This window comes from Peteryoungia ipomoeae, from assembly GCF_004912165.1.
Lineage (GTDB): Bacteria > Pseudomonadota > Alphaproteobacteria > Rhizobiales > Rhizobiaceae > Allorhizobium > Allorhizobium ipomoeae.
This window is the reverse complement of the sequence record NZ_STGV01000006.1, coordinates 58,770-82,589: the sequence shown is the minus strand read 5'-3', so window position 1 is coordinate 82,589 and position 23,820 is coordinate 58,770. Positions and strand designations below refer to the sequence as shown.

At 61.9% G+C, this 23,820-nt stretch carries 19 protein-coding genes; 11 read left to right on the top strand and 8 right to left on the bottom strand.

Going from position 1 to position 23,820, the window contains the following annotated elements:
- Nucleotides 1–4: 4 nt before the first annotated feature.
- The 11 genes from kdpB to FAA97_RS17025 all read left to right on the top strand — a co-directional run bounded on the left by kdpB (nucleotide 5) and on the right by FAA97_RS17025 (nucleotide 14,860).
- Nucleotides 5–2,041: a potassium-transporting ATPase subunit KdpB gene (gene kdpB / locus FAA97_RS17075; RefSeq protein ID WP_136599769.1), complete on the top strand. Its 2,037-nt coding sequence runs from the start codon at nucleotides 5–7 to the stop codon at nucleotides 2,039–2,041.
- Between the two features lie 2 nt (nucleotides 2,042–2,043).
- Nucleotides 2,044–2,613 carry a potassium-transporting ATPase subunit KdpC gene (gene kdpC / locus FAA97_RS17070; protein WP_136599768.1) on the top strand — a complete coding sequence of 190 codons (570 nt, stop codon included), beginning with the start codon at nucleotides 2,044–2,046 and terminating at the stop codon, nucleotides 2,611–2,613.
- A gap of 7 nt (nucleotides 2,614–2,620) precedes the next feature.
- A complete protein-coding gene (locus FAA97_RS17065; protein WP_136599767.1) occupies nucleotides 2,621–5,311 on the top strand; it encodes a sensor histidine kinase in 2,691 nt (896 codons plus the stop codon).
- Nucleotides 5,308–5,997, top strand: coding sequence for a response regulator (locus FAA97_RS17060; RefSeq protein ID WP_136599766.1), 690 nt, complete (start codon nucleotides 5,308–5,310; stop codon nucleotides 5,995–5,997). The genes FAA97_RS17065 and FAA97_RS17060 overlap by 4 nt, the downstream gene beginning before the upstream one ends.
- A 393-nt stretch (nucleotides 5,998–6,390) precedes the next feature.
- Nucleotides 6,391–6,894 carry a sigma-70 family RNA polymerase sigma factor gene (locus FAA97_RS17055; RefSeq protein WP_136599765.1) on the top strand — a complete coding sequence of 168 codons (504 nt, stop codon included), beginning with the start codon at nucleotides 6,391–6,393 and terminating at the stop codon, nucleotides 6,892–6,894.
- A 90-nt stretch (nucleotides 6,895–6,984) separates the two neighbouring features.
- The gene (locus tag FAA97_RS17050; protein WP_136599764.1) at nucleotides 6,985–7,947 is read left to right on the top strand and encodes a FecR family protein; all 963 of its coding nucleotides are present in this window, start codon (nucleotides 6,985–6,987) and stop codon (nucleotides 7,945–7,947) included.
- 137 nt (nucleotides 7,948–8,084) lie between these two features.
- Nucleotides 8,085–10,562 (top strand): TonB-dependent siderophore receptor, encoded by a 2,478-nt coding sequence (locus FAA97_RS17045; RefSeq protein ID WP_136599763.1) that lies wholly within the window; start codon nucleotides 8,085–8,087, stop codon nucleotides 10,560–10,562.
- An 8-nt stretch (nucleotides 10,563–10,570) separates the two neighbouring features.
- The gene (locus FAA97_RS17040) at nucleotides 10,571–11,449 is read left to right on the top strand and encodes an ABC transporter substrate-binding protein (RefSeq protein WP_246041534.1); all 879 of its coding nucleotides are present in this window, start codon (nucleotides 10,571–10,573) and stop codon (nucleotides 11,447–11,449) included.
- Nucleotides 11,446–13,398 (top strand): Fe(3+)-hydroxamate ABC transporter permease FhuB, encoded by a 1,953-nt coding sequence (gene fhuB, locus FAA97_RS17035; protein ID WP_136599761.1) that lies wholly within the window; start codon nucleotides 11,446–11,448, stop codon nucleotides 13,396–13,398. Before FAA97_RS17040 ends, fhuB begins: the two co-directional genes overlap by 4 nt.
- Nucleotides 13,395–14,075: a siderophore-iron reductase FhuF gene (gene fhuF / locus FAA97_RS17030; protein WP_136599760.1), complete on the top strand. Its 681-nt coding sequence runs from the start codon at nucleotides 13,395–13,397 to the stop codon at nucleotides 14,073–14,075. The genes fhuB and fhuF overlap by 4 nt, the downstream gene beginning before the upstream one ends.
- The gene (locus FAA97_RS17025; protein WP_136599759.1) at nucleotides 14,072–14,860 is read left to right on the top strand and encodes an ATP-binding cassette domain-containing protein; all 789 of its coding nucleotides are present in this window, start codon (nucleotides 14,072–14,074) and stop codon (nucleotides 14,858–14,860) included. The genes fhuF and FAA97_RS17025 overlap by 4 nt, the downstream gene beginning before the upstream one ends.
- A gap of 231 nt (nucleotides 14,861–15,091) precedes the next feature.
- Here FAA97_RS17025 and FAA97_RS17020 read toward each other — a convergent pair whose 3' ends face one another.
- The 8 genes from FAA97_RS17020 to FAA97_RS16985 form a co-directional block, all read right to left on the bottom strand.
- A complete protein-coding gene (locus FAA97_RS17020) occupies nucleotides 15,092–15,769 on the bottom strand; it encodes an RraA family protein (RefSeq protein ID WP_136599758.1) in 678 nt (225 codons plus the stop codon).
- A gap of 8 nt (nucleotides 15,770–15,777) precedes the next feature.
- Nucleotides 15,778–16,794, bottom strand: coding sequence for a hydroxyacid dehydrogenase (locus FAA97_RS17015; protein WP_136599757.1), 1,017 nt, complete (start codon nucleotides 16,792–16,794; stop codon nucleotides 15,778–15,780).
- A complete protein-coding gene (locus tag FAA97_RS17010; protein WP_136599756.1) occupies nucleotides 16,791–17,639 on the bottom strand; it encodes an HpcH/HpaI aldolase/citrate lyase family protein in 849 nt (282 codons plus the stop codon). Before FAA97_RS17010 ends, FAA97_RS17015 begins: the two co-directional genes overlap by 4 nt.
- Nucleotides 17,636–18,841, bottom strand: coding sequence for a CaiB/BaiF CoA transferase family protein (locus tag FAA97_RS17005; RefSeq protein WP_136599755.1), 1,206 nt, complete (start codon nucleotides 18,839–18,841; stop codon nucleotides 17,636–17,638). Before FAA97_RS17005 ends, FAA97_RS17010 begins: the two co-directional genes overlap by 4 nt.
- Before the next feature lie 7 nt (nucleotides 18,842–18,848).
- A complete protein-coding gene (locus FAA97_RS17000; protein WP_136599754.1) occupies nucleotides 18,849–19,925 on the bottom strand; it encodes an ABC transporter ATP-binding protein in 1,077 nt (358 codons plus the stop codon).
- Nucleotides 19,918–21,636, bottom strand: a complete 1,719-nt coding sequence (locus FAA97_RS16995) for an ABC transporter permease (RefSeq protein WP_136599753.1) — start codon at nucleotides 21,634–21,636, stop codon at nucleotides 19,918–19,920. Before FAA97_RS16995 ends, FAA97_RS17000 begins: the two co-directional genes overlap by 8 nt.
- 61 nt (nucleotides 21,637–21,697) lie before the next feature.
- Entirely contained in the window at nucleotides 21,698–22,795 is a 1,098-nt protein-coding gene (locus FAA97_RS16990) for an ABC transporter substrate-binding protein (RefSeq protein ID WP_136599752.1), read from the bottom strand.
- Complete coding sequence (locus tag FAA97_RS16985) at nucleotides 22,792–23,550, bottom strand: IclR family transcriptional regulator (protein ID WP_136599751.1); 759 nt, start codon at nucleotides 23,548–23,550, stop codon at nucleotides 22,792–22,794. Before FAA97_RS16985 ends, FAA97_RS16990 begins: the two co-directional genes overlap by 4 nt.
- Nucleotides 23,551–23,820 lie beyond the last annotated feature (270 nt).

Genomic DNA, 23,820 nt, shown 5'->3' with positions numbered 1-23,820 from the left:
CATCATGTCAAAAGACCAAAAAGCATCAGGTCTTCTCGACCCTGCAATCCTGTTTCCGGCGATCCGCGATGCCGTCGTGAAGCTCGATCCGCGCAAACTCCTGCGCAACCCGGTCATCTTCGTGACCGAGATCGTCGCCGTCATCGTGACGATCCTCTTCATCCGCGACCTCGCCGGCAATCCCGGCGAGGCAGGCTTCTCCGGCCAGATCGCCGCATGGCTCTGGTTCACCGTGCTCTTCGCCACCTTCGCCGAAGCCGTGGCGGAAGGCCGTGGCCGCGCCCAGGCAGACAGCCTGAAGAAGACCAAGTCGGAACTCGTTGCCTGTAGGCTCGCCGGAAGCGGCAAGACGGAAACCATCCCGGCCTCCAGCCTCAAGGTCGGCGATATCGTTCTCGTCGCGGCAGGTGAACTCATCCCCGGCGACGGCGAAGTCATCGAGGGTGTCGCCTCGGTCAACGAAAGCGCCATAACAGGCGAATCCGCTCCGGTTATCCGCGAATCCGGTGGCGATCGTTCGGCAGTCACCGGCGGCACGCAGGTTCTCTCCGACGAGATCAAGATCAGGATCACCGTCCAGCCCGGCTCCTCCTTCGTCGACCGGATGATCGCGCTGATCGAAGGCGCGCAACGCCAGAAGACGCCGAACGAGATCGCGCTCTCGATCCTGCTGTCGGGCCTGACGCTGATCTTCCTGTTCGTCTGCGTCGCGATCTGGGGCCTGGCTGGCTATTCCGGCACGGTTCTTTCGGTCACGGTGCTGGCTGCCCTCTTGGTCACGCTGATCCCGACCACGATCGGCGGCCTGCTCTCGGCCATCGGCATCGCCGGCATGGATCGCCTGGTGCGCTTCAACGTGATCGCCACCTCCGGCCGCGCCGTCGAGGCTGCAGGCGATGTTGACACGCTGCTCCTCGACAAGACCGGCACAATCACCTTCGGCAACCGCATGGCCAGCGACTTTCTGGCTGCTCCCGGTGTTACGCCGACGGAACTGGCAGAGGCAGCATTGATCGCCTCCCTGTCGGACGAAACGCCGGAAGGGCGCTCTGTCGTGGCGCTCGCCACCGGCGAATTCGGTGTGCCCATGCCGAAGGCCGAGTTCGACGCCGTCATCGGCTTCACCGCCGAAACCCGCCTTTCCGGCGTCGACATCGGTTCGCGCCGCTTGCGCAAGGGGGCCGTCGATGCGGTGCTGAAGTTTGCCGGCCTGACCGATCAGGATGCGCCGGCCGAATTCCGCCGCGCCGTCGATCAGGTTGCCCGCACCGGCGGCACGCCGCTCGGCGTTGCCGATGGCAACCGCCTGCTCGGCGTCATCCACCTGAAGGACGTGGTCAAACCCGGCATCAAGGACCGCTTTGCAGCGCTGCGCGCCATGGGCATCCGCACGGTCATGGTCACAGGTGACAACCCGGTGACGGCCGCAGCTATCGCCTCCGAAGCCGGCGTCGATGACTTCCTCGCCCAGGCAACCCCGGAAGACAAGCTCGCCTATATCCGCCGCGAACAGCAGGGCGGTCGCCTGATCGCCATGTGCGGCGACGGCACCAACGATGCCCCGGCGCTTGCCCAGGCCGATGTCGGGGTCGCCATGCAGACCGGCACCCAGGCCGCCCGCGAGGCCGCCAACATGGTGGACCTTGATTCAAGCCCCACCAAGCTCATCGAGATCGTCGAGATCGGCAAGCAGCTGCTGATGACGCGCGGTTCGCTGACGACGTTTTCGATCGCCAACGATGTGGCCAAATACTTCGCCATTATCCCGGCGCTCTTCGTCGCCACCTATCCGGCGCTCGAGGCCCTCAACATCATGGGGCTTGCCTCGCCGCAGTCTGCCATCCTGTCTGCCGTTATCTTCAACGCGCTGATCATCGTGGCACTCATCCCGCTGGCCTTGAAGGGCGTGGCCTACCGTCCGTCCGGTGCGGCGGCACTCCTGCGCCGCAACCTTCTCGTCTACGGCGTCGGCGGCCTGATCCTGCCCTTTGCAGGCATCAAGGTCATCGACATCGCCGTCAGCGCTCTCCATCTGGTGTAATCATGCTCAACCAACTCAGACCCGCAATCACTCTGGTCGTCGTCTTCACCACTCTCCTCGGCCTTGCCTTTCCGCTCGGTATCACAGGCATTGCCCAGGCCGTCATGCCGGCGAAAGCCAATGGCAGCCTCATCGAACGCGACGGCAAGGTCATCGGCTCAAGCCTGATTGGCCAGGCCTTCACCACCGACCGCTATTTCTGGCCACGCCCCTCCGCGACCGGCCCCGATCCCTACAACGCTGCTGCATCCTCCGGCTCGAACCTTGGCACGACCTCGGTGAAGCTGAAGGAGCGTGTCGCAGCCGATGTCGCGCGGCTGGCAGCGACCGGCATCGCCCAGCCGGTTCCGGGCGATGCGGTCACCACCTCGGGCTCCGGTCTGGATCCGCATATTTCGCCAGCCTTTGCTAAGGCGCAGATTGCGCGTGTCGCTGAGGCAAGAGGGCTGCAACCCGCAGCCGTCGCTGCCCTTGTGGAGCAAACGATCGAAAAACCCGACTTCGGCGTTATCGGCGAAACAAGGGTCAATGTGCTAGAGCTCAACCTGGCCCTCGATGCCCTGAACAGATGAGAGTTTGATGGCGGATGACGACCGCAGGGACGAACGACGTCCCGATCCCGATGCCCTGCTTGCCCTGGCGGAGAAAGACCGCCGGGGCAAGCTCACCGTTTTTCTGGGGGCCGCCCCCGGCGTTGGCAAGACCTATGCGATGCTGTCGCGCGCCCGACGCCTCAAGGCTGACGGCATCGACGTCGTCATCGGACTGGTCGAAACCCACGGGCGGAGCGAGACGGCGAGCTTGCTCGACGGCTTGGAGATCCTGCCGCGCCGTCGCGCAGCCCATCGCGGACGCATGCTGGAGGAGTTCGATCTCGATGCCGCCCTTGCAAGACGGCCGCGCATGATCATCGTCGACGAGCTCGCCCATTCCAATCCGGAGGACAGTCGCCATCCGAAGCGCTATCAGGACATCGAGGAGCTGATTGCGGCCGGCATCGACGTCTGGACGGCGCTCAACATCCAGCACCTCGAAAGCCTTGCCGATCTCGTCGCCCAGATCACCGGCGTGACCGTGCGCGAGCGGGTGCCGGACGTGGTGCTGAAACGGGCCGACGACGTTCTGCTGGTCGATCTCGCCCCCTCGGAACTGATCGAGCGTCTGAAGGAGGGCAAGGTCTATCTGCCCGAAAGTGCCAACCGCGCCGTCGACCGCTTCTTCCGCCTCGGCAACCTGACGGCCCTGCGTGAACTGGCGCTCCGCCGCACCGCCGACCGGGTCGACGACCAGATGGTCGACTATCTCCGCCAGAATGCCATTGACGGTCCCTGGGCGACAGGCGAACGCCTGCTGGTCTGCGTCGGCTCGGACGCCCTGTCTGAAAAGGTCGTGCGCGTGGCAAGCCGCCTTGCCTCGGGCCTCAACGCCCCGTGGCTGGTCGTCTCGATCGAGCGGGCCGATCGCGAAGTCGAGACGCCGGAACGCCTGCAGCGCATCGAGGCCCTGTTCCGGCTGGCCGAGCAGCTGGGCGCCGAGACGCGCCGCATCATCGGCAATGATTTCGTCGAGGAGATCCTCAAACTTGCCCGGCGCGAGCATGCGACCCAGATCGTCATCGGCACCCGCAAGCGCAAGCCTTGGGCGAAGTTCCTGACCCGCTCGCTGCCCGATGCACTGGCGGTCAGGGCATCGGGTGTCGGTATCCATATCGTCACGCCCGACGCTACTCCGACGGAAGCACGACGCATGGCTTTCGCCATGCCCAAAGCCGAGACGCTGCGCCAGTCCGCGCTTTCGGCACTTGGGATTGTCGCCCTGACCGCCCTGATCGGCAAGGGCATCGACCTGTTCGTCGATCTCCCCAACATCTCGCTGCTCTTTCTGCTGGCCGTGCTCGGCGCCTCCGTCACCGGCGGCTATGTCGCGGCCTTCCTAGCGGCGGCGCTGTCGGCGCTTGCCTACAATTTCTTCTTCATCGACCCGATCCACACCTTCACCATTGCCGCGCCGCACGAAGTCTTCGCTCTCGTCATCTTCCTGGTCGTGGCGGTGATTGCCGGCGGCTTTGCCTCGCGCATCCGCGAACAGGCCGAAGTGGCACGGATCCGGGCGACAGCGCTGCAATCGCTTTATGATTTCTCCCGCAAGCTTGCGAGCACGGCCAAGGGAGACGACGCCATCTGGCTCGCGGTTTCGCAATTGCAGGCCAGCCTCAAGCGCAAGGTCGTGCTTCTCGTGCCGCTGAAGGGTGATCTCGGCGTGGCCGCCGCCTGGCCGCCGGATACCGAACTCGACGTCACCGATATGACGGCCGCCCGCTGGAGCCACGACAAGCGCGAACCCGCCGGACACGGCACAGGCACGCTGCCGAACAGCCGTTTCGAGTTTCGACCGCTGCTTGGACCCCACGGCATCGTCGGCGTCTGCGGGATCGAACAGACTGCCGAACGCCTCGATCAGAATGCCGAACGATCGCTGTCAGCCATCCTCGATCAGACGGCCATCGCGCTCGACCGTGCACGCCTTGCCGACGAGACCGTCGAGCAGGCGGCAAGGCTGGAAGGCGAACGTTATCGCGAGGCGCTTCTGTCTTCCATCTCGCATGATCTGCGCACGCCGCTCGCGACCATCACCGGCGCCGTCACAGGCTTGCGCGAACTCGGCGAACGGATGACACCGGAGAACCGCGACGATCTTCTCCAGTCGATCGAGGAGGAAAGCGGCCGCATGAGCCGCTTCGTTGCCAATCTGCTCGACATGACGCGCATCGAGGCCGGCACGCTGAAGCCGAAACGGGATTGGGTCGATGTGGCAGATGTCGTGCAGTCGGCGGTCGAGCGCACCCGAAAGCACGCACCGGGGCGCATCATCGAACCGGGGATCGCCGCCGACCTGCCGCTGATCAGGGGCGACAGCGTGCTTCTGGGTCAGGTTCTGTTCAACCTTCTGGACAATGCGGTGAAGTACGGGGGCGACGAGCCGATCAATGTCTATGCCCGCCGTGACGGCAAGGATGTGCTGGTTTCGGTGACCGATCTTGGAAAGGGCATTCCGCCCGAAGATCTGGACCGCATCTTCGAAAAATTCTATCGCAGGGGAAAGCCGGACGGGCGCGCCCCTGGAACGGGGCTAGGCCTCTCCATCGCCCGTGGTTTTATCGAGGCCATGGGTGGCCGGATCCATGCGGAGAGCCCGGCGGTGAAGAAACGCGGCACGCGCATCGTCTTGCGTTTTCCGGAAAGCAATGAAGCAAGGGGCAAGGCCCAATGACCCAGCCACGTATTCTCGTGGTCGATGATGAACCACAGATCCAGCGCTTTCTGAAACCGTCCCTGTCGGCTACCGGTTATGAGGTGATGGAGGCTGGCACGGGCGCGGATGCATTGAAGGCCGTTGCCACCCAGGCGCCTGACCTCGTCATCCTCGATCTCGGCCTGCCGGATATGGATGGCAAGGACGTTGTCGCCAGTCTGCGCGGCTGGTCGGATATTCCGATCGTCATCCTCTCGGCGCGCGACCGCGAAAGCGAAAAGATCGCGGCGCTCGATCTTGGCGCGGACGACTATATAGAAAAGCCCTTCGGTATTGGGGAACTGACCGCCCGCATCCGGACAGCGCTCCGTCATCGAGGCCGCAGAGACGCGATCCCGACCATCACGGAAATCGATGGCTTGACGATCGATCCGGTCAGGCGTCTCGTCTCGCGCGACGGTGAGCCCCTTCATCTCACGCCGAAGGAATACGACCTCCTCCTGCTGCTCGCCCGCCATGCCGGCCGGGTGGTGACACACCGAACCTTGTTGACCTCAGTCTGGGGTCCCGCCCACAGCGACGACCTGCACTATCTGCGCGTCTTCATCGGCCAATTGCGCCAGAAGATCGAGCGGGATCCAACCCAACCCCGCATCGTGCGCACGGAACCGGGTGTGGGCTATCGCATGGCGGAGCATGAATGACCTCGAACGCGTGCGTCACAGAGTATGGCACTCGTGGCACGGCATAGGGTCCGGGTGTATCGGAACCGTCTTGTCATCCACTCGAGCGAAAGGACCGTCATTGACGCATCCGTTCCCAACGTCTGCTACACCTCGCAGCTTCATGCTCCATTAATGCGAACTGCGCTGAAAGCTGCTTGCATGTTATCGCCACAGGATATTAACATGAGTCTTTAAGACATGTTTATTTTCCGCCTAGTGCGGTCAAGAGTTCAGGCCCGTGCACCTACCGACCGTTCTGCCAAAAAAGCAGCTGAAGCTGAGAGCGAGTACAGATAGCAATCGGCTGCGCATCCGCGATGACGCCGTTTCCCGACTCTGTCGGAATGCATCGTTGCGAAAGGCAGGCAGCAATTGACTTGGGACATCCACACTCTCTTTCGGCGCCACGCGCAGGGAATGGCCAGATCGTTGCAGCGCAGCGGGATCGACCCTGATGTCGCGGCAGATCTGACGCAAGACGCCTTCGTGCGCGTGATTGCAAAGCCACCCGGGCAAGCTGCGGAGCATCACAATCCAGGCGCCTATCTCTATAAGGCGGCTCGAAATCTCGGGATCAACCACAAGCGACGCGAAGCACTGATCCAGACGGTGCCGCTTGATGACGAAGAGGCCATCAACATCGCCGATCCGGCCCCGTCCCCGGAGAGAATAGTCTATTCTCGTCAATGCCTTGTACAAACGCATCAGGCACTGTCCGAATTGCCGGAACGCACCCGACGGGCCTTCGAGATGCACCGCCTTGGCGAAAGGACGATCGCCGAAGTGGCAGAAGAACTCGGCGTCTCGACAACAAGAGCCTGGTCCCTCATCCGCGACGCCTACCGTCATCTCGTCCTGCGCGTGGATGTGCTCTGATTTTTCAGCCAAAGGCGGAAAATTCGCAATGCTCGATTGTATTGAGTATCAGAGGCGGTTGAGACAGCCACGCCGTGTGGAAGAGATCAGATGACCAAGACGATACCTGATCAGGAGCGATTGCTGGACGAAGCGATCGATCTGATCATCCGGCAGCAAAACGACCCGGACAATCCCGTTTGCGAGGAGTTGATCCGGGCCTGGCGCGGTCGCAGCCAGTACCATCAGGATATCTGGGCACGCGTGTCCAGGGTTCATGGTGCATCAGGCACGCTTCTGAACGAGAAGCGACGCATCGAGCGCAGCGAGAGCCTGGGCCTGACGCGCCGCAATTTCATGGCGGGCGGCCTGACCATTCTGGGGCTCGGATCGGCAGCCTATTCTTTCGCCCCCGGCATGCTGATCGAAGCCCGTGCGGACCACGTGAGCGGCAAGGGAGAAATTCGCCGCGTCACACTTCCCGACGGTAGCATCGCAACCCTCGGCCCCGAAAGCGCCATCGCCGTGAACTTTGGCATGGAGCGCCGCGAGATCGCACTTTTGGCCGGCATGTGTTTTTTCGAAGTAGCCCGGGAGTTGAGCCATCCGTTTTCGGTCGTCTGCAAGGATTTGCGCGCCACGGCTCTCGGGACCGCCTTCGACGTTTCCAACGACAATGACAGCGTGACGGTAGCCGTGGATCATGGCCTCGTGGATGTGCATGCCTCGAATGCAGTCCTTCAGGCCGGCGTCCAACTCCAAGAAGGGCAATGGCTCGCGATGCACACCGACTCGGGCCGGATCGATCGGGGCCAAAGGGAAAGCGGCCAGATCGCCACATGGCGCGACAACTTGATCATCGCCGATCAAGAAAGGGTAGATGCTCTCGTTTCGCGTATCGGTCGCTGGATACCGGGACGCATCGTCATCGCCGATTCTTCCGTCGGCGCCCAACGCGTTAGCGGCATTTTCGATCTCACCGACCCGCTTCGAACGCTCGAAGCGGTGGTGCATCCGACCGGCTCCCGCGTCCATCAGGTCACGTCGTTTGTCACGGTGATCTCGCCTCTCTAAAGCTAGCGGAAAAACTTGAGAAATAAGTGAAAATTTCCGGAGCCCGGCTGTAACAGTCTCAGGGACAGAAATCGACTGAAGCTCAGGCACGGCCTGTCCCTGCACATGCGTTGCAGAGTTGGAGAGGTCAAAAGGCTATGGGGCACGGGATTCGTCGTAAGGTTTTCAATGGCAATGTAAGGGCGCTGGCAACCGCGCTTCTGGTTTCGACCGCAATCGCTGCGGGCCTGACCACCCCGGTCGATCAGGCTTTTGCGCAAAGCGGCGCGCAGCCCTTTTCCGTGCCAGGAGGTCCGATCCACCGCGCCTTGACCGTTTTCGGTCGTCAGGCTGGCCTGCAGGTCACCTATCTGTCAGCCGCAGCGACGGGCAAGATGTCCACCGGATACTCCGGTTCGGCAACACGCGAACAGGCGCTTGCCGCAATCCTTGCGGGCTCCGGCCTGACTTATTCCTTCCCGAATGCCGGCACAGTCGCAATTTCGGCACCAGCATCGGGTGCTGGCGATGTTGCTGCTGACGGCTCGACCCAGCTGAACACGATCGAGGTCCAGGGAGAAAACGCCTGGGGGCCGGTGAATGGCATCGTGGCAACCCAGAGTGCGACCGGCACAAAGACGGGCACGCCGCTGAAGAACACACCGCAGGCCGTGAACGTGGTGACCCGAGACCAGATGGAAGCGCAGGGTGCCGCGACCGTTACCCAGGTCTTGCGCTATACGCCGGGCGTCGTGGCGCAATATTCGGATACCGATGTCAGGCATGACTGGTTGACCGTTCGCGGCTTCGTGCCCGGTCGCTACCGCGATGGATTGCGGCTTCCCTTCGGAGCACGCGGATACTCCCAGCCGAAAATCGAGCCCTATGGTCTGGAGCGCACCGAGATCATGAAGGGGCCGGCTTCGGTGCTTTACGGTCAGGGCCTTCCCGGCGGCATGCTCAACATGGTGAGCAAGCGTCCGCGCAATGAGGAAATCCGGGAGGTCGAATTGCAGTATGGCAGTCACGATCGCTTCCAGGCAGCCTTCGATGTCGGCGGAAAGCTTGATGAAGAAGGAACGTTGCTCTATCGCATGGTCGGCGTTGGCCGGCTGAGCGATACGCAATACGACTATGTCGAGGAACGCAAAGGCTATATCGCGCCGTCCTTTACCTTCCAGCCAGATGACGGAACGTCGCTGACCATCCTCGGCGAATACCAGAACATCGATTCGCCCGGCGGCGGTGGCGCCCCGGCGCTGACTGCGAACGGTACGCTCTACACCGACGTCTACGCCGAACTGCCGCGCGATGCCTTCCTCGGAGAACCCGGCTACGACCGCTTCAGGAACGAGCAGGCCTTCCTCGGTTACGAGTTCGCCCATGAATTCGACGAGACATGGACCTTCAAACAGAACCTGCGCTACGGCCATGTCGACACGGACACCCAGCGCGTTCAGGCATTCTGCTTGTCCATATGCGACCCCTCGGCGCTCCTTCGTTACGCTTGGGCTTTTCCCGAAAGCTCTCGGCTATTCACGGTCGACAATCAGGCCATAGCCCGCTTCCAGACCGGCGACGCGTCCCACACCGCAGTCATTGGACTGGATTACTCGTTCGAAGACAGCCGGTTTGAGGAATCTGCGCTCTCACCGATTTACACGCCAATCAACCTCTACGATCCGGTTTATAGCGCAACCAGCATCACGCGACCGGCAACAGCCCTTCGCATCGATCAGGATCGTTCGCAGGCAGGATTCTATGCGCAGGACCAGATCGAATGGGGCAATGCGATCTTCTCGCTTGGCGGTCGCTATGACTGGGCCGATACCGAGACGCGCAACCGAACCAGCAGCGCGGACACGACCGTTGATCAGCAAGACGGAGAATTCACCTGGCGAACCGGGCTCGTCTACAATTTTGACAACGGCTTCTCGCCTTATGCGAGTTACTCGACTTCGTTTAATCCCGCGAGCGGCGCGAGCCGGGTTGGCGTTCCGTTCGATCCGACCACCGGCGAGCAGTTCGAAGTCGGCCTGAGGTACCAGCCCGAAGGCATGAACAGCTTCGTCTCCGTTTCGGCCTACCAGTTGACACAGCAGAATGTGCTGACGCCCGACCCGGTGAACACGAGCTACCGTGTGCAGACCGGTGAGGTGCGCATGCGCGGTCTTGAATTTGAAGGCAAGGCAGAGATCAATGACGCATTCTCCGTGATTGCCTCCTATGCCTATACCGACAGCGAAATCACCCGCGACAATCCGAACAGCTCAGGCGTCAGCAACCAGGGCAAACGCCTTGCCTTTGTCCCGGAACATCAGGCAGCCCTCTGGTTGGATTACAGCGTCCAGTCCGATGACGCCTGGGGCGGTCTGAGCTTCGGCGGCGGTGCGCGTTACGTCGGCCAGACCTATGGCGACAATGCCAACGCTTATGATGTGCCCGGCTACGCCCTCTTCGACGCGGCCATCCGTTATGATTTCGGCAAGGCGGATCCCAAGCTGGAGGGCCTCAAAGCGTCGCTCAACATCAGCAACCTTTTCGACAAAAAATATGTTTCCTCCTGCATCGGCGCCACAGGTTGCTATTGGGGCGAAGGGCGGACGGTCTACGGAACGTTGAAATACAGCTGGTGACCGCCTCCGTGAAAGCCATCGCAAATCTTGCCTTGTCGCGGCGGAGTTTTTCCGCCGCGATCCTGGCGGTTCTGGCCATGCCGCAGCATGTCCGCGCGCAACAGCCTGAGCCGCGCATCACCGCGCTCGATTGGGCCTGGGCCGAAACGCTGCTTGCGCTCGGTACTCGCCCCTCTGCGATTGCGGAAGCCGAACTCTACCGGGAACGCGTGGTGACGCCCGAACTGCCGCGTGACGTCATCGACCTCGGCTTGCGCTCCTGGCCCAACATGGAACTACTCAAATCCCTGCGGCCGGATCTCATCCTCAGCCAGGCTGGTTATGGCGTACAGGCAACGAGTCTGGAAGCAGTGGCACCGACACTGGCCTTGCCGCTCTTCACACCGGAGCGCCGCCCATTGCAGCTCGCGGAAGCCGGCCTCGATGCTATCGCCGCGCGAATACAGCGCGAGCAGAAGGCCCTCCAATACAAGACCGAGTTCGAGCAGAAATTGTCAGAGGTCCGAGCCAGTCTGCGTTCCTATGACGGGCGCCCCCTGTTGATCGCCAAATTCGCCGACGAGCGCATTTTCGACATATATGGCCCCGGCAGCCTGTTTGATGACGTGCTTGGCCGGCTCGGTCTTGAGAACGCCTGGACGAAATCCGGCAATCACTGGGGGTTCTCGACCTCGGGCTTGGATGCGGTTGCGCGAAACCCGGAGGCAAGGCTCGTGATCATCGAGCCGGGCCCACCCGAAAAACTTTTCGATAGCGCCTTGTGGAGAGCAATTCCGTCCGTGAAGGCCAACCGGGTCGTGACTATCCCGCCGACCTGGGTCTTCGGCGCGCTGCCGTCTGCCCTGCGCTTTGCGAGCATCCTCGGAAGGGCGCTGCAACCGTCATGACGCTTCGCCCCTCAATCCTGTTCATACTGCTGCTTCTGTCGGCATTTACCCTCACCATTGTGGGCTACAGCAGCCATGTACCTCTGTCGCGGATCATGGTGGCGATCCTCAATCCTGCAGCAGACAGCTTCGGCGAGACCTATCTACACTACGCCCTTTTTCCCCGAATATTTGTGGCGCTGTTCGCTGGAGCGGCCCTGTCACTGTCTGGAATAGTCTTCCAGCAGGTTCTGAAAAACCCGCTCGCCGAACCCAGCACCCTGGGACTTCTCTCCGGCGCGCAGCTTGCCATCACGCTCGCGGCGCTCGCAGCGCCGGGAATGGCGACATGGTCCATTGAGTTAGCCGCGATCACCGGCGCCCTGGCCACACTGGGGCTTGTTACGCTGCTCGCGTCTAAAGGCGGTTTTTCACCTGTCACCATGCTTCTTGCCGGGATGATCGTCAGTTTCTTTGCCGGAACTGCCTCAGTCGTGCTCGCACTCTTCAACCATGAATATCTGCGCTCTGTCTTCATCTGGGCCAGCGGCTCCCTCGTTCAGAACGACTTTTCAAATGCCTTGGCGCTCGCGTGGCGCTTGGCGATCTGCATTCCGATGCTTGTACTACTCGCCCGTCCGCTGGCGATTGCCGGGCTCGACGATGCAAGCGGCCGCAGCCTCGGCGTACCCGTGCGGACACTGAGGCTCGCAAGCTTGTTTCTCGCATCAGTCCTCGCTGCCTTCGTCGTGGCAAGGGTCGGCGTCATCGCTTTCATTGGGCTTGCGGCGCCGCACCTGGCGCGATTTGCAGGCGCTCGAACCTTTTCGGAGCGCCTGTTGTGGTCGCCGCTTCTGGGCGGAGCGCTCCTGCTTCTTGCCGATGGTTCGGTCCTGGTGATGGCCCCCTACATCGCTGAGGTTCCCACCGGCACGGCAACCGCATTTTTCGGCGCCTTCCTGCTGCTACTACTTTTGAAAAACATGCCTTTAACGGCGCTGCACGCTGAAGCACGGGCGCCCAATTCCAGCCCGCGCCACCGCCCGCACTTCGCCCTTGTCATCGCGATCGTCGTGATGGGCGCCATCGCCATCTTTTCACTGGGCGAGCAGCTGTTCATCGACAACCTTCCATTGGCGGATCTGTTTTTGGGTCGATGGCCGCGCGTTCTTGCAGCCGCCTCGGCTGGGGCGATGCTGGCTCTGGCCGGCACGATCATGCAGTCGGTCACGGCCAATCCGCTCGCAAGCCCCGAAGGCCTCGGCGTGAGTTCCGGCGCAGCGCTTGGCATAGTCGCAACCCTTCTCCTGGCTGGCATCTTCTCTCCGCTGGCCCTTTTGCTGGGCGGCATTGGAGGGGCGCTCGCGACATTTCTGGTCATGATGACCATCACGGCCAAATCCGCCCACGCGCCCGGACCTGTCCTGCTCGCGGGCGCCGCCATCGGCACCTTTGCCGCCGCGCTCATCACGTTTGTGCTCGCAAGCGGTGATCCGCGTGCGGTCTATGTGCTGGCCTGGTCGATGGGCCCCACCTACCGCGCCACCGCAATCACCGGATTGGCGGGATTGATAGTCTTGCTGGTCGCACTTCCTTTGCTCCCGCTTGTTCGCCGCTGGTTGCAAATCCTGCCACTCGGAGACCAGGCGGCGCGCGAACTGGGGCTTGCCCCGCGACGGTCCCGAACCGCCCTTCTGTCGCTGTCAGCCGTCCTGACTGCCGCGGCGACCCTGATCGTAGGCCCCTTGAGCTTTGTCGGCCTCATCGCCCCCCATATCGCGGCAATGACCACGCCTCCAAAACCACTGAACCGAGCCTTGTGTGCGGCAGCCATCGGGGCAGCCTTGATGACCACGGCTGACTGGCTCGGTCGCAGCATTCACTTTCCTTACGAGATCCCAGCAGGCGTGCTCGCCGCCTTTGTCGGCGGACCTTACTTCCTCTGGCTCCTTTACCGGAGACACCCATGAGCGGCATCGCCAGCCCACAGGATTTGCTCGCGCGATTGATCGGCCCGTTGGCGCCTATTCGCGGCAGACTATCCGATGGTGCGGAAATCCGCAGGGTGGTGCCATCAGCGCAGGTGCTGGAGGCCGATGCCTTTGCTTTTCTCATCGAAAGCTATGCACGACGCTTTGGCGTCAAACCCGATAGCTATCTGGTTTCCCTGTGGTCGCAGAAATATCTGGCGACCGTGATCATCCCCGTCATGGCCCTGTCCGTGATCGGGGGAAGAGCCGTTCGTGCCGACATCGAGACTACAGAGATCGTCGTCGATGATGACGGCCAGCCGGTCGCACTGCGCGTCCCTTCCGATTTCACGACAGAAGATGGAGATCAGGCAGCCTCCCTGCTGGTCTCCACACATCTGACCCCGCTCATTGAGGCTTTGGCAAGGCGGAGCGGCCTGTCGAAAAAGATCTTCTGGGGCAATGCGGCGCATTATCTCGAGTGGATTGTTCGCCAGCTTCCTGGGAAAATCTCGGGCTTTGCCCTCCCCGCCCCGATGACGGACGCCATCCGCTATGTCGAGGAAGAAGGGTTGCGCGTGCGTCGTCGAAAAGTCTGCTGTTTGAGGGACCGCGTTCGGGGCGTCGAGAATTGCGGCACCCTTTGCCCAGATCGAGTAAAAAGGATCAAATCTTGAACAGACAGAGATCGACCTTCTCACTTTGCAACGTCGGTTTCGACGTGGCCGAGCGACCCATTCTTGCACCGCTGACGCTTGAGATCCCGCTGGATGGCGAGGTTCTCGGACTGATCGGGCACAACGGCTCCGGCAAATCGACGCTTTTGAAGCTTTTGGCGCGCCAGCAGGCGCCCAGCAGTGGCACCATCATGCTGGACGGACGACCGCTCGACACTTGGGGAGATCGGTCGCTGGCGCGCAAGATCGCCTATCTGGCGCAGCACTTGCCCTCAGCAGCCGGATTGACCGTCCGCGAACTTGTATCGCTTGGACGCTATCCCTGGCACGGCGCGCTGGGTCGGTTTGGCGAGGTGGACAGACAAAAGACAGAGGAAGCAATTGCGATGACCGGTGTCGCACCGCTCGCCGACCGCCTCGTCGACACGCTCTCCGGCGGCGAACGACAGCGCGCATGGCTCGCCATGCTGGTGGCTCAGGATACGGAATGCCTGTTGCTTGACGAACCAATCTCGGCCCTCGACATTGCCCACCAGATCGAGGTGCTAACACTGATCCGCAAACTGTCTCAGGAGAAAGGTCTCGGTATCATTATCGTGCTGCACGATATCAACATGGCGTCCCGCTTCTGCGATACCATCACCGCTCTCCATTCTGGCCGCATGATCATAGAGGGAGCACCGGAGACGATCATGACGCCGGGAGCACTTCAACGCATCTATGGTTTGCCGATGGACGTCATGCCGCATGTCCCTACAGGCAAGTTTTTGGCTTTTGCCAGATAAAGAGGGCGCTTCAGATCGCTGGATCAGGACCGAACAACGTGCCTGTCTTTTCGACTAGCCAAGACGATGCGTTGCCCTGAACTGGCGTCCAGAAGTCCCACCATGGTCCGCCGGAGCTACGCATTGACTTGGTGGACGCCATCGCAAGGCGGATGGTGTGTCATCGCCCGCTGAGAGTCGTATCCGCGATCCAAGATCGAGAGATCTCTTTCGGGACGATGGCTGAGCTTGTCAGTCGATGAACTCGCATCCCGCCTCGATGAGGGCCTTGTCGACCCAATCGCGGTTGACCGTGCCGGCCTCGGTTTCCGCCATCTGCTTGTTTTCCGCCTGGTTTTTCTTGATTGTCGCGGCAAGGATGGCGGCAGCTTCCGCCTTCGGCACACTGACCACGCCATCGAGATCACCGAGGATCAGATCGCCCGACTCGATGACGGTGCCATTGATGGCGATCGGCAGACCGATCTCGCCCGGACCTGTGCGATAGGGACCACGATGGGTCACGCCGACGGCAAAGGTCGGGAGGTTGCGCTCGAGGAACGCTTCCGCATCCCGAAGCGCTCCGTTGAGCACGAAGCCTGCAACGCCGCGGCGGATTGCGTGGGCCAGCATCAACTCGCCCATCAGCGAATTGGCCATATCGGCTGCAGCATCGACCACAATCACGTCGCCGGGCTTCGCCATGTCGATCGCCTTGTGCAGCATCAGGTTGTCACCAGGCCGGGTGCGTACCGTCAACGCCGGCCCGGCGAGCGTGCCGGAGCGATGCATCGGCCGCATGCCGGCGCCAAATGCGCAGAGGCGCGACATGGAATCGCTGACATTGGCCACGGGGAGACTGCGAAATTCCTCCACGAGCGACGGCGTGATGCGATCCCAGTTCTGTTTGACGCGAAATCCGTAAGTCATCAAATACCTCAGGCAGAAAGTTCGGTTGGACGGGCGATCGAGCGTTCATCCGGCGCATTGCCGTCGAGAACGCTGATAATGTGCTGGGCGGCAATGATTGCCATCGCGTCGGCGGAGCCATAGGTGACACCGCCGATATGGGGCGTCGCGATCAGTGTTTTCAGCGACCAGAGCGGGCTGTCGGCGGCCGGCGGCTCGGTTTCGAAGCTGTCCAGCGCCGCCCCTGCAATCGTTCCACTTTCAAGTGCCTCTGCAAGGTCGGCCTCGTTGATGATGCCGCCGCGGGCGGTGTTCACCAGAACCGCAGAGGCTTTCATGAGACCAAGACGACGGGCATCGATGAGATTGCGCGTCGCTGCCGTCAGGGGGCAATGAATGCTCAGGATGTCGAGCGACGGCAGCATCGCGTCGACATCGGCGGCCGATGCAAAGCCGTCGGCCTCTGCGGCGGTTGGCGCATAGGGGTCGTAGACCACCACTTCCATTCCAAGCGCTTGCGCCATGCGCGCTGTCTCGCGCCCGATCCCGCCATAACCGACAAGACCGATCGTGGCGCCGAGGAAATCCTTGCCGACAAAGGTCGGCTTGGGCCAAGCACCGGACTTTACTGCCTTGTCGAGTGGCAAGACCTCCTTGACCAGGCTAAGTGCCAGGGCAATCGTATGCTCGGCCACTGCCCGGGAATTCGATCCCATGGCGCGAAGCACGGGAATGCCGAGCTTCGCTGCGGCCTCAAGGTCGACATTGTCGACGCCGACGCCATGCTTTGCGATCACCTTGAGTTTGGGGGAGGCTGCGATCACTTCGGCATTGATACGCCCCTGACGCACCATGAAGCCATCGATTGCAAGCTCGGCCGCACGTCTCGCCACCACATCAGAGGGGTCGTAGGGCGGTGAGAAGAACACGTCGATATCGTGCTGGTTCAGGAGCCGGATCGCTTTTTCGGCAATCGTGTTGTGGCTGACAAGGATACGCCGGCCGCGTGTGCCGTGCTCGGCGCCTTGGAGGATGTCTTGGGTCATGCGGTGAGCCGCCCTTTCTCGAATTTCTGCAGAAGATTGCGGGCACGCGTCACGATCGGTGCATCGATGAACCGGTCGTCCAGCATGAAGGCACCCCGCCCCGCGGCCTCCTCCTGCTGGCTTGCGGCAATGACCTTCCGCGCCCAGGAAACCTCTTCCTCCGTCGGTGCGAACCCTGCATTGAGAATCGGCACCACCGAGGGATGGATGCAGGTGGCACCATCGAAACCGAAGTCGCGCGCTTCCAATGCGGCGGCGCGCAAGGCGTCGGTGTCGGCGAAGTCGACGGTCGTCCGAAGCATTCCGAAGGACAGGATCCCCGCCTCCTTGGCCGCATAGTGGATCATCAGCTTGGGATAGCGCAGGACCTCCGGCGTCGGGCGGGCGCCCATCGCGGTAGCGAGATCCTCTCCGCCCGAGGTCAGCGCGAAGACCCGCGCAGCTTGAGCGATGCTGCGAACCTCGAAAAGCCCCTTCATGTCCTCGATCAGCGGCACGAAACCGATAGGCGCCCGATCGGCCTCGTGCGGGGTAACGACCTCGGCAAGATTGACCAGGATATTCGGGCTGTTGACCTTCGGAATGTAGAGCGCATCGGCCCCCGCAAGCGTCGCAGCGATGGCGTCGTCTGCCAGGCGATCGGACTGGTTGACGCGCACGAAGACCTGGCAACCGCTTTTTCGGATCGCGGGAACCCATCGTGCAAGGCCGTCGCGCGCCTCGGTCTTGGCGGCCTCCGGCACGGCATCCTCGAGGTCGATGATGACAACGTCAGCGCCCCGCTGCCCCGCCTTTTCGAGAAACCGTGGCGCATTGCCCGGTACGTAGAGGAGCGATGCGATCATGCGTCGCCCTCCAGATCCGCTGGCGTCAAGCCGATTTCCGCCAGGATTGCCGCGGTCTGCTGGCCGACTTCGGGTGCGGGATGACGAAACGCCCCCGGCGTCTGCGACAGACGTGGGAAGATATTGTGCTGGGGTATGCTGCCGAGATCAACGTCTTCGACATCGACAACGATTTCCCGCTCGGCGAAATGCCGGTCGATGCTGATATCGGCGATGTCGTAGACGGGGCCGACGGTCGCGCCCGCGGCGCGCATTCCGGCAAGCGCCTCGTCACGGGTCCTTGCGGCGAACCACGGAGCGAGCGCGGCATCGACCAATTCCCGGTGCCTGACCCGTTCGACATTGGTGGAAAAGCGAGGGTCATCCTTCATGTCGGGCCGACCGACAATATCGAAGATCCGCATCGCGATGACCTGGGTCGACCCGGACAGCGCCACATATTTCCCGTCGCCGCACAGATAGACATTGCGCGGTGACACCGTGTTTGAACCGGAGCCGGACCGCTGCTTGACCTTGCCGGTGACCTTGTAGATCGAAGCTTCCGGCCCGAGCGAAGCGAAAATTGGTTCGAGCAGCGACAGATCAATCACCTGCCCCGCAGCATCGCCACGCTCGCGGGCAAACAGCGCCATCATGACGGCATTCGCGCCCGTCAGTCCGGAAATCATGTCGGCCAGAGCCAAGGGCGGCAGGACGGGCTCGCGGTCCGGAAAGCCGGTGCGAGACGCAAAGCCGCTCATCGCCTCGACCAGCGTGCCGAAACCGGGGAGCCTGGCATAGGGGCCTGTCTGGCCGAAACCCGAAATCCGCACGATGATCAGCCGAGGATTGAGCGCCAGCAAGGTTTCTGGCGAAAGCCCCATTTCCTCCAGCGTTCCCGGACGGAAGTTCTCGATAAAGACATCCGCGGTCTCGAGCAGCTTTTTCAGCGCTTCCAGCGCCTTCGGCTGACGCAGGTTGAGCGCGATCGACCGCTTGTTGCGGCCATAGGTTTTCCAGTGCAGCGAATGCCCATTGTCGCGCCATTCCCGCAGCGCATCGCCCTGCGGCGGCTCGACCTTAACGACGTCGGCACCGAAATCGCCGAGCTGCAGTGACAGCATGTTGCCCGCCACGACGCGACTGAGATCAATGACGCGGATCCCGTGCAGCAAACCCTTCTGACCAGCATCGAAACGAACCGTCTTTTTCTCTTTTGTCATGAGACCCTCAATTGACGCCAGGCTTGTCGGGGAACACGGCACAGTGTTCATGCGGGATGCGCACCCGAAGAGAGTCCTGCGCCAGCTCGGATGGCGTCTGGATGCGAAACTCGATCGGGCCCGATCGTACGGCGTATTGCCAGACGGAGCCGAGATAGGTTCGCTGCTCGATCGACACGCGCATCGTGTTCGGACCGGCCGCGTCGGTCAGCTCGATCCTTTCTGGACGGATAGCGACGACGACCGAACCATTCGTGCCTGCCTCGCCCGGTGGCGTCACCAGCTCGCTGCCATCGGCCAACCGGATCCGGGCCTGGTCCGTGCCGCTTTCGATCATCGTGCCTGTGAGGAAGTTCGAGGAGCCAATGAAGTCGGCGACAAAGCTGTCGGCAGGCCGTTCGTAGATTTCGCGCGGGGTGCCGAGCTGGCGCATTCGCCCCATGCTCATGACGGCGATGCGGTCCGATACGGCCAAAGCCTCGGCCTGGTCGTGGGTGACGTAGATGGTGGTGACGTTGAGGCGCTCCTGCAGTTCGCGCAGCCAGACCCGTGCCCGCTCGCGCAGTTTCGCGTCGAGGTTTGACAAGGGTTCGTCGAGCAGCAGAAGCGGCGGGCGATAGACGAGCGCACGGGCAAGCGCCACGCGCTGCTGCTGGCCGCCGGAAAGCTCGAAGGGATAGCGATCGGCATAGGGAAGCATTTCGACGAGGCCGAGCGCCTCCTTGATGCGCTCGTCACGCTCCGCCCGCCCGATCTTGCGCAGGGTCAAGGGGAAGGCCAGGTTTTCCGCAACTGTCTTGTGCGGCCACAATGCGTAGGACTGAAAGACAAGACCGATGTTGCGCTTTTCCGGGGGCACGGTGTTGTTCGGGTTGCCGTCGAACAGCACCCGGTCGCCGACGCGGATCGTACCCGATGTCGCATGGTTGAGGCCAGCGACAGAAAAGAGCGAGGTGGACTTGCCGCAGCCAGAGGGGCCGAGCAACGTCAGGAACTCGCCGGACGCTACATGGATGTTGAGATCCTCGACAGCCGTGACTGCGCCGTACTTGATCGTGAGGTTCTGAAGGACAAGATCAGCCATAGATTTTGGCTCCCATGACGCGGCGTGCCAGGATGACGAACGCGGCGGTAATGATGACTTGGATGGTTGCAAGGGCGGAGACCGGGCCGTTGTCGCCTTGGGCGACGAGCTGCAGCATGGTGGTTCCGATGATTTCGGAGCCGGGCTGGTAGAGGAAGGCGGCCGTCACATATTCCTTGAAGAAATGGATGAAGAGCAGAGCGTAGCAGCTGAACAACGCGGGCTTCAGGATAGGCACGATGATGCGTGTCACCGTGGTCCACCAGTCTGCCCCCGAAATGCGCGCGCCGCGGTCGAGTTCCTCGCCGACCTGTGCCAGCGCCGGCGCGATGGCGCCGAAGCCGACCGGGATGTAGCGGATCATGAAGGCGAGGATCAGCACTGCGATCGTGCCACGGATGATGTCTGCTCCGGGAAGCCAGATGACGGCGTAGAAGAAGCCGAGGCCGGCAATAATGCCTGGCAGCGCGCGCGGGAACAGCGCGATATATTCTAGGGCACGATTGTGCCGGAAGTCCGAGCGGCGGGCGACGAGCGCAATGACCAGAATGAAGAAGGTACCGATAGCCGCCCCGATCGTGGCGACGAGCACCGAGTTGACGATCGAGCGCACATAGGTGGCCGAGCCGAGCACATGCTCGAAATTGGCCGTGGTCATCACTTTCCAGAACGGGATGAGGGGCGTCAGGAAGCTCACCGCCGAGCGCATGAAGATGCCACCGAAAATCGAGATGATCGTCAGGAAGGCAAAGGCGAAGACAAACAAGAAGGCAGGCCAGCGCCATGCGCCGAGATCAAGCGTCGAGGGGCGGCTCGCCTTGCCGCGCACGGTCACGAAGCGTCCAGCACCCTTCATCAGGAAGCCCTGCAACCAGACGAGAAAAGCGACGACGATCAGCAGAATCACGGCTGCGGCGCCGACGATCCCGTATTCCGGACGAACGGCGGCGTTGATGCCGGCGTTGTAGAGGAAGGTCGTAACCGTCTGGATCCCGGAGGGACCACCGAAAAGCAGCGGGATTGCCAGCATCTCGATTCCAACGACGAAATTCAGCACGGCCGAATAGATGATCGCCGGACGGATCATCGGGATGGTGACCGAGAACAAAGCCCGGAACGGGCCGGCGCCGGTCGACCGCGCGGCATCCTCAAGCAGCGGATCCGCTTTGGTCACGGCCGCAAGGCACATAAGATAGGTCAGCGGTGCCTGGCTCAAGCCCGCAACGATACCCATGCCGGTGACAGTGTAGAGGTTCCAAGGTGCGCCACCGAGATAGGTCTTGGCAGCCAGCGTCATGAAGCCCGAGGGGCCGTACATGGTGAACCAGCCGAAGGCGATGACAAGGTTCGAGACAAAGAGCGGCCAGATAAAGATCTCGCCGAGCCATTTGCGTCCGGGCAGATTGGTGCGTCCGACAAGAACCGCCATGACTGCACCGAACACCTGCGCGACGATCATCGTCAGAGCGCCGAAATAGAGCGTATTGAAGAATACGCCCGCCATGCCGGGCTCGTTCACCAGACGGGTGAAGTTGCCGATCGTCGGGACGGCCGTTTCGTCGTAGAGTGGCTTGTCGAGAAATGCCTGGAAGACTATCGGGGTGATCGGACCGAATACGAGGATCGTCGTCAGCGCCGCAACGCCCCAGTAGATCGCACGCGATCGGTCTATCCCTCGCCCGGCCGCGCCGGCGTGGCTGATATCCGTCATCGATTTTTCCTGTCAGAGTTGGTGGAAGGGCCAGCCCGCGGCCGGCCCTTCGGCCTGGCTGTTACTTGCCGGCGATAGCGGCGTTCCACTTTTCGACAAAGGGACCCGCTTCGGTAATCAGACGCTGGTCGAAACCGGCGGCAATGACATTGTCCGCACCGACGATCTCGCTGATCTTCTGGTAGGTGTAGCGGACCTGGTCTTCGGCGACGTCCTCGCGGTATGGCACGAGACCGCCCTTGCCGACCTGGGTCTGGCCTTCTTGGCTCAGGGCGTAGTCGACGAAAAGCTTAGCCGAGTTCGGATTGGCGGCACCCTTGGGAATGCCCATGCCGCGCAGCATCATGATCGTGCCATCGTCGGGGAAGGCGAAGCCGAGGATTTCACCACCCGGCTGCTCAAGCCGCGGGAAGATGGTGATGCCGGAAACAGCGATGCCCATCAGATACTCGCCGGTCGCGATCTTTTCGTTCATCGGACCGCCGGATGTCTCACCGCGGATCATCGGGCCGATCTTGCGCAGGCCATCCCAACCGGCTTCACCCTTCTTGTTCATGTAGGACCACCACGCCGTCAGGCCGAAGCTGTTGCGCGCCGCGTCGTAGGTGGTGATCTTGCCTTGGAAACTGTCCGGGTTGGCGACTGCGTCCTCAACCAGCGAGGCGAAGCCTGTCGGGCGCTGGTCTTCGGGCAGAAGCGCTGCGTTGTAGGTGATGACCAAAGGATCGGTCGACAGCACGTTCACGCCCGGATACGGATAGGCAAAGTCTGGCAGGTTGGTGATTTCAGGGCTCTTGTAGTCTTCCATCAGACCTTCCTTGCCGTAGGATGCCCAGCGGTCGTTTGCACCTGAAACAAGAAGATCGGCAGTGCGGGCGCTCGAGCCCTTTTCCGCCTCCCAGCGCGAATGGACGGTACCGGAGCCGAGATCGACGGTCTCCACTTTCACCCAGGGATACTTGGCATTGAAGCCCTGGATCAGCGGCTGCCAGTTGTTGTCGGCCATGTTGGAATAGATCATCAGACCGGCCTCGCTGCGCGAGCCCTCAATGATCGTCGCATAGTCCGCAGGATAGCCTGCCGGCACCTCCTGCGCCTGCGCGAAACCGGCAATGCCGACGAACAATCCGACGATTGCCGATTGTGTTACGAACTTCATGTCTTACCTCCCTTTGATAAACGACGACCGCGGCGCGATAGCTCCTCACTGATCGCAACGGCGGTTCTTCTGACCACTTCGGAAATGCGGTCGGAATTGGCGACAAAGCGGGCCTGGGGGCCCGAGATGTTGAGGGCGGCAACCGCCCTGCCATCGGCGCCGATGATCGGGGCGGCCGCACCGGCCGCGCCTTCCACGACGCCCATGGAATTTACGTAAAAGCCGTCCGCCCGTGCCATTGCAACGGCGCGGGAGAGGCTGGAGACCTCTTCATCGGACAGCGCCTCTGCCGCCGAATAGGCCGCGATTTCGGCGTCGCTCTGTGCCGCAAGCAAAACAATCCCGCTGGCCACCTTGTGGGCCGGGCGCTTGGGACCGATGTCGCGGTCATAGAGGATCTCGCGCGTCGGCAGCACCTTGTTGAGATACCGGATCGAGCGGTCTTCGAGCACGGCAATGAAACCACTCTCACCTGTCTCATCGACGGCCTGTGTGAGATGGGAGGAAACCAGCGCGATCAGTGCGCCATGGCTTCGGCCGTCCTTCGCGATATCGCCGGGCAGCCGGACGAGGCAGTACTCACCGTTCTCCTGCCTGCGGATATAGCCGCGGTCGGCAAGCGACTGCAGCATCTGCAAGGCGCTGGACTTTGGGATCGCCAAGGTCGCGGCGATCTCCGAAAGGCTTGCACCGTCGGGAGCAGCGGCGAACCACTCGATCATATCCAGAATGCGCTCAACGCCTCGACCGCTCACGATAACCTCCCCTCATTTGTTCAGTATATTGAACATGTATAGGATATTGAACATGATAGCGTTGTCAAGCCGTCACTTAATCAGCATCGGAGTATTGGCCTACGTTCCGCTCGGCACGATGGCAGCCAACGAGAGAAGTTTGCGGAGGTAGAGTGATCTCTGCCGGCGAGTATGTTGAAGCCCACGCGGCCACACACCATCGTCGGAACCGACAGGACATCACTCTGTATTCACTAACTATTTTTCGGCGCCGGATTGCGCGTCGGAAAG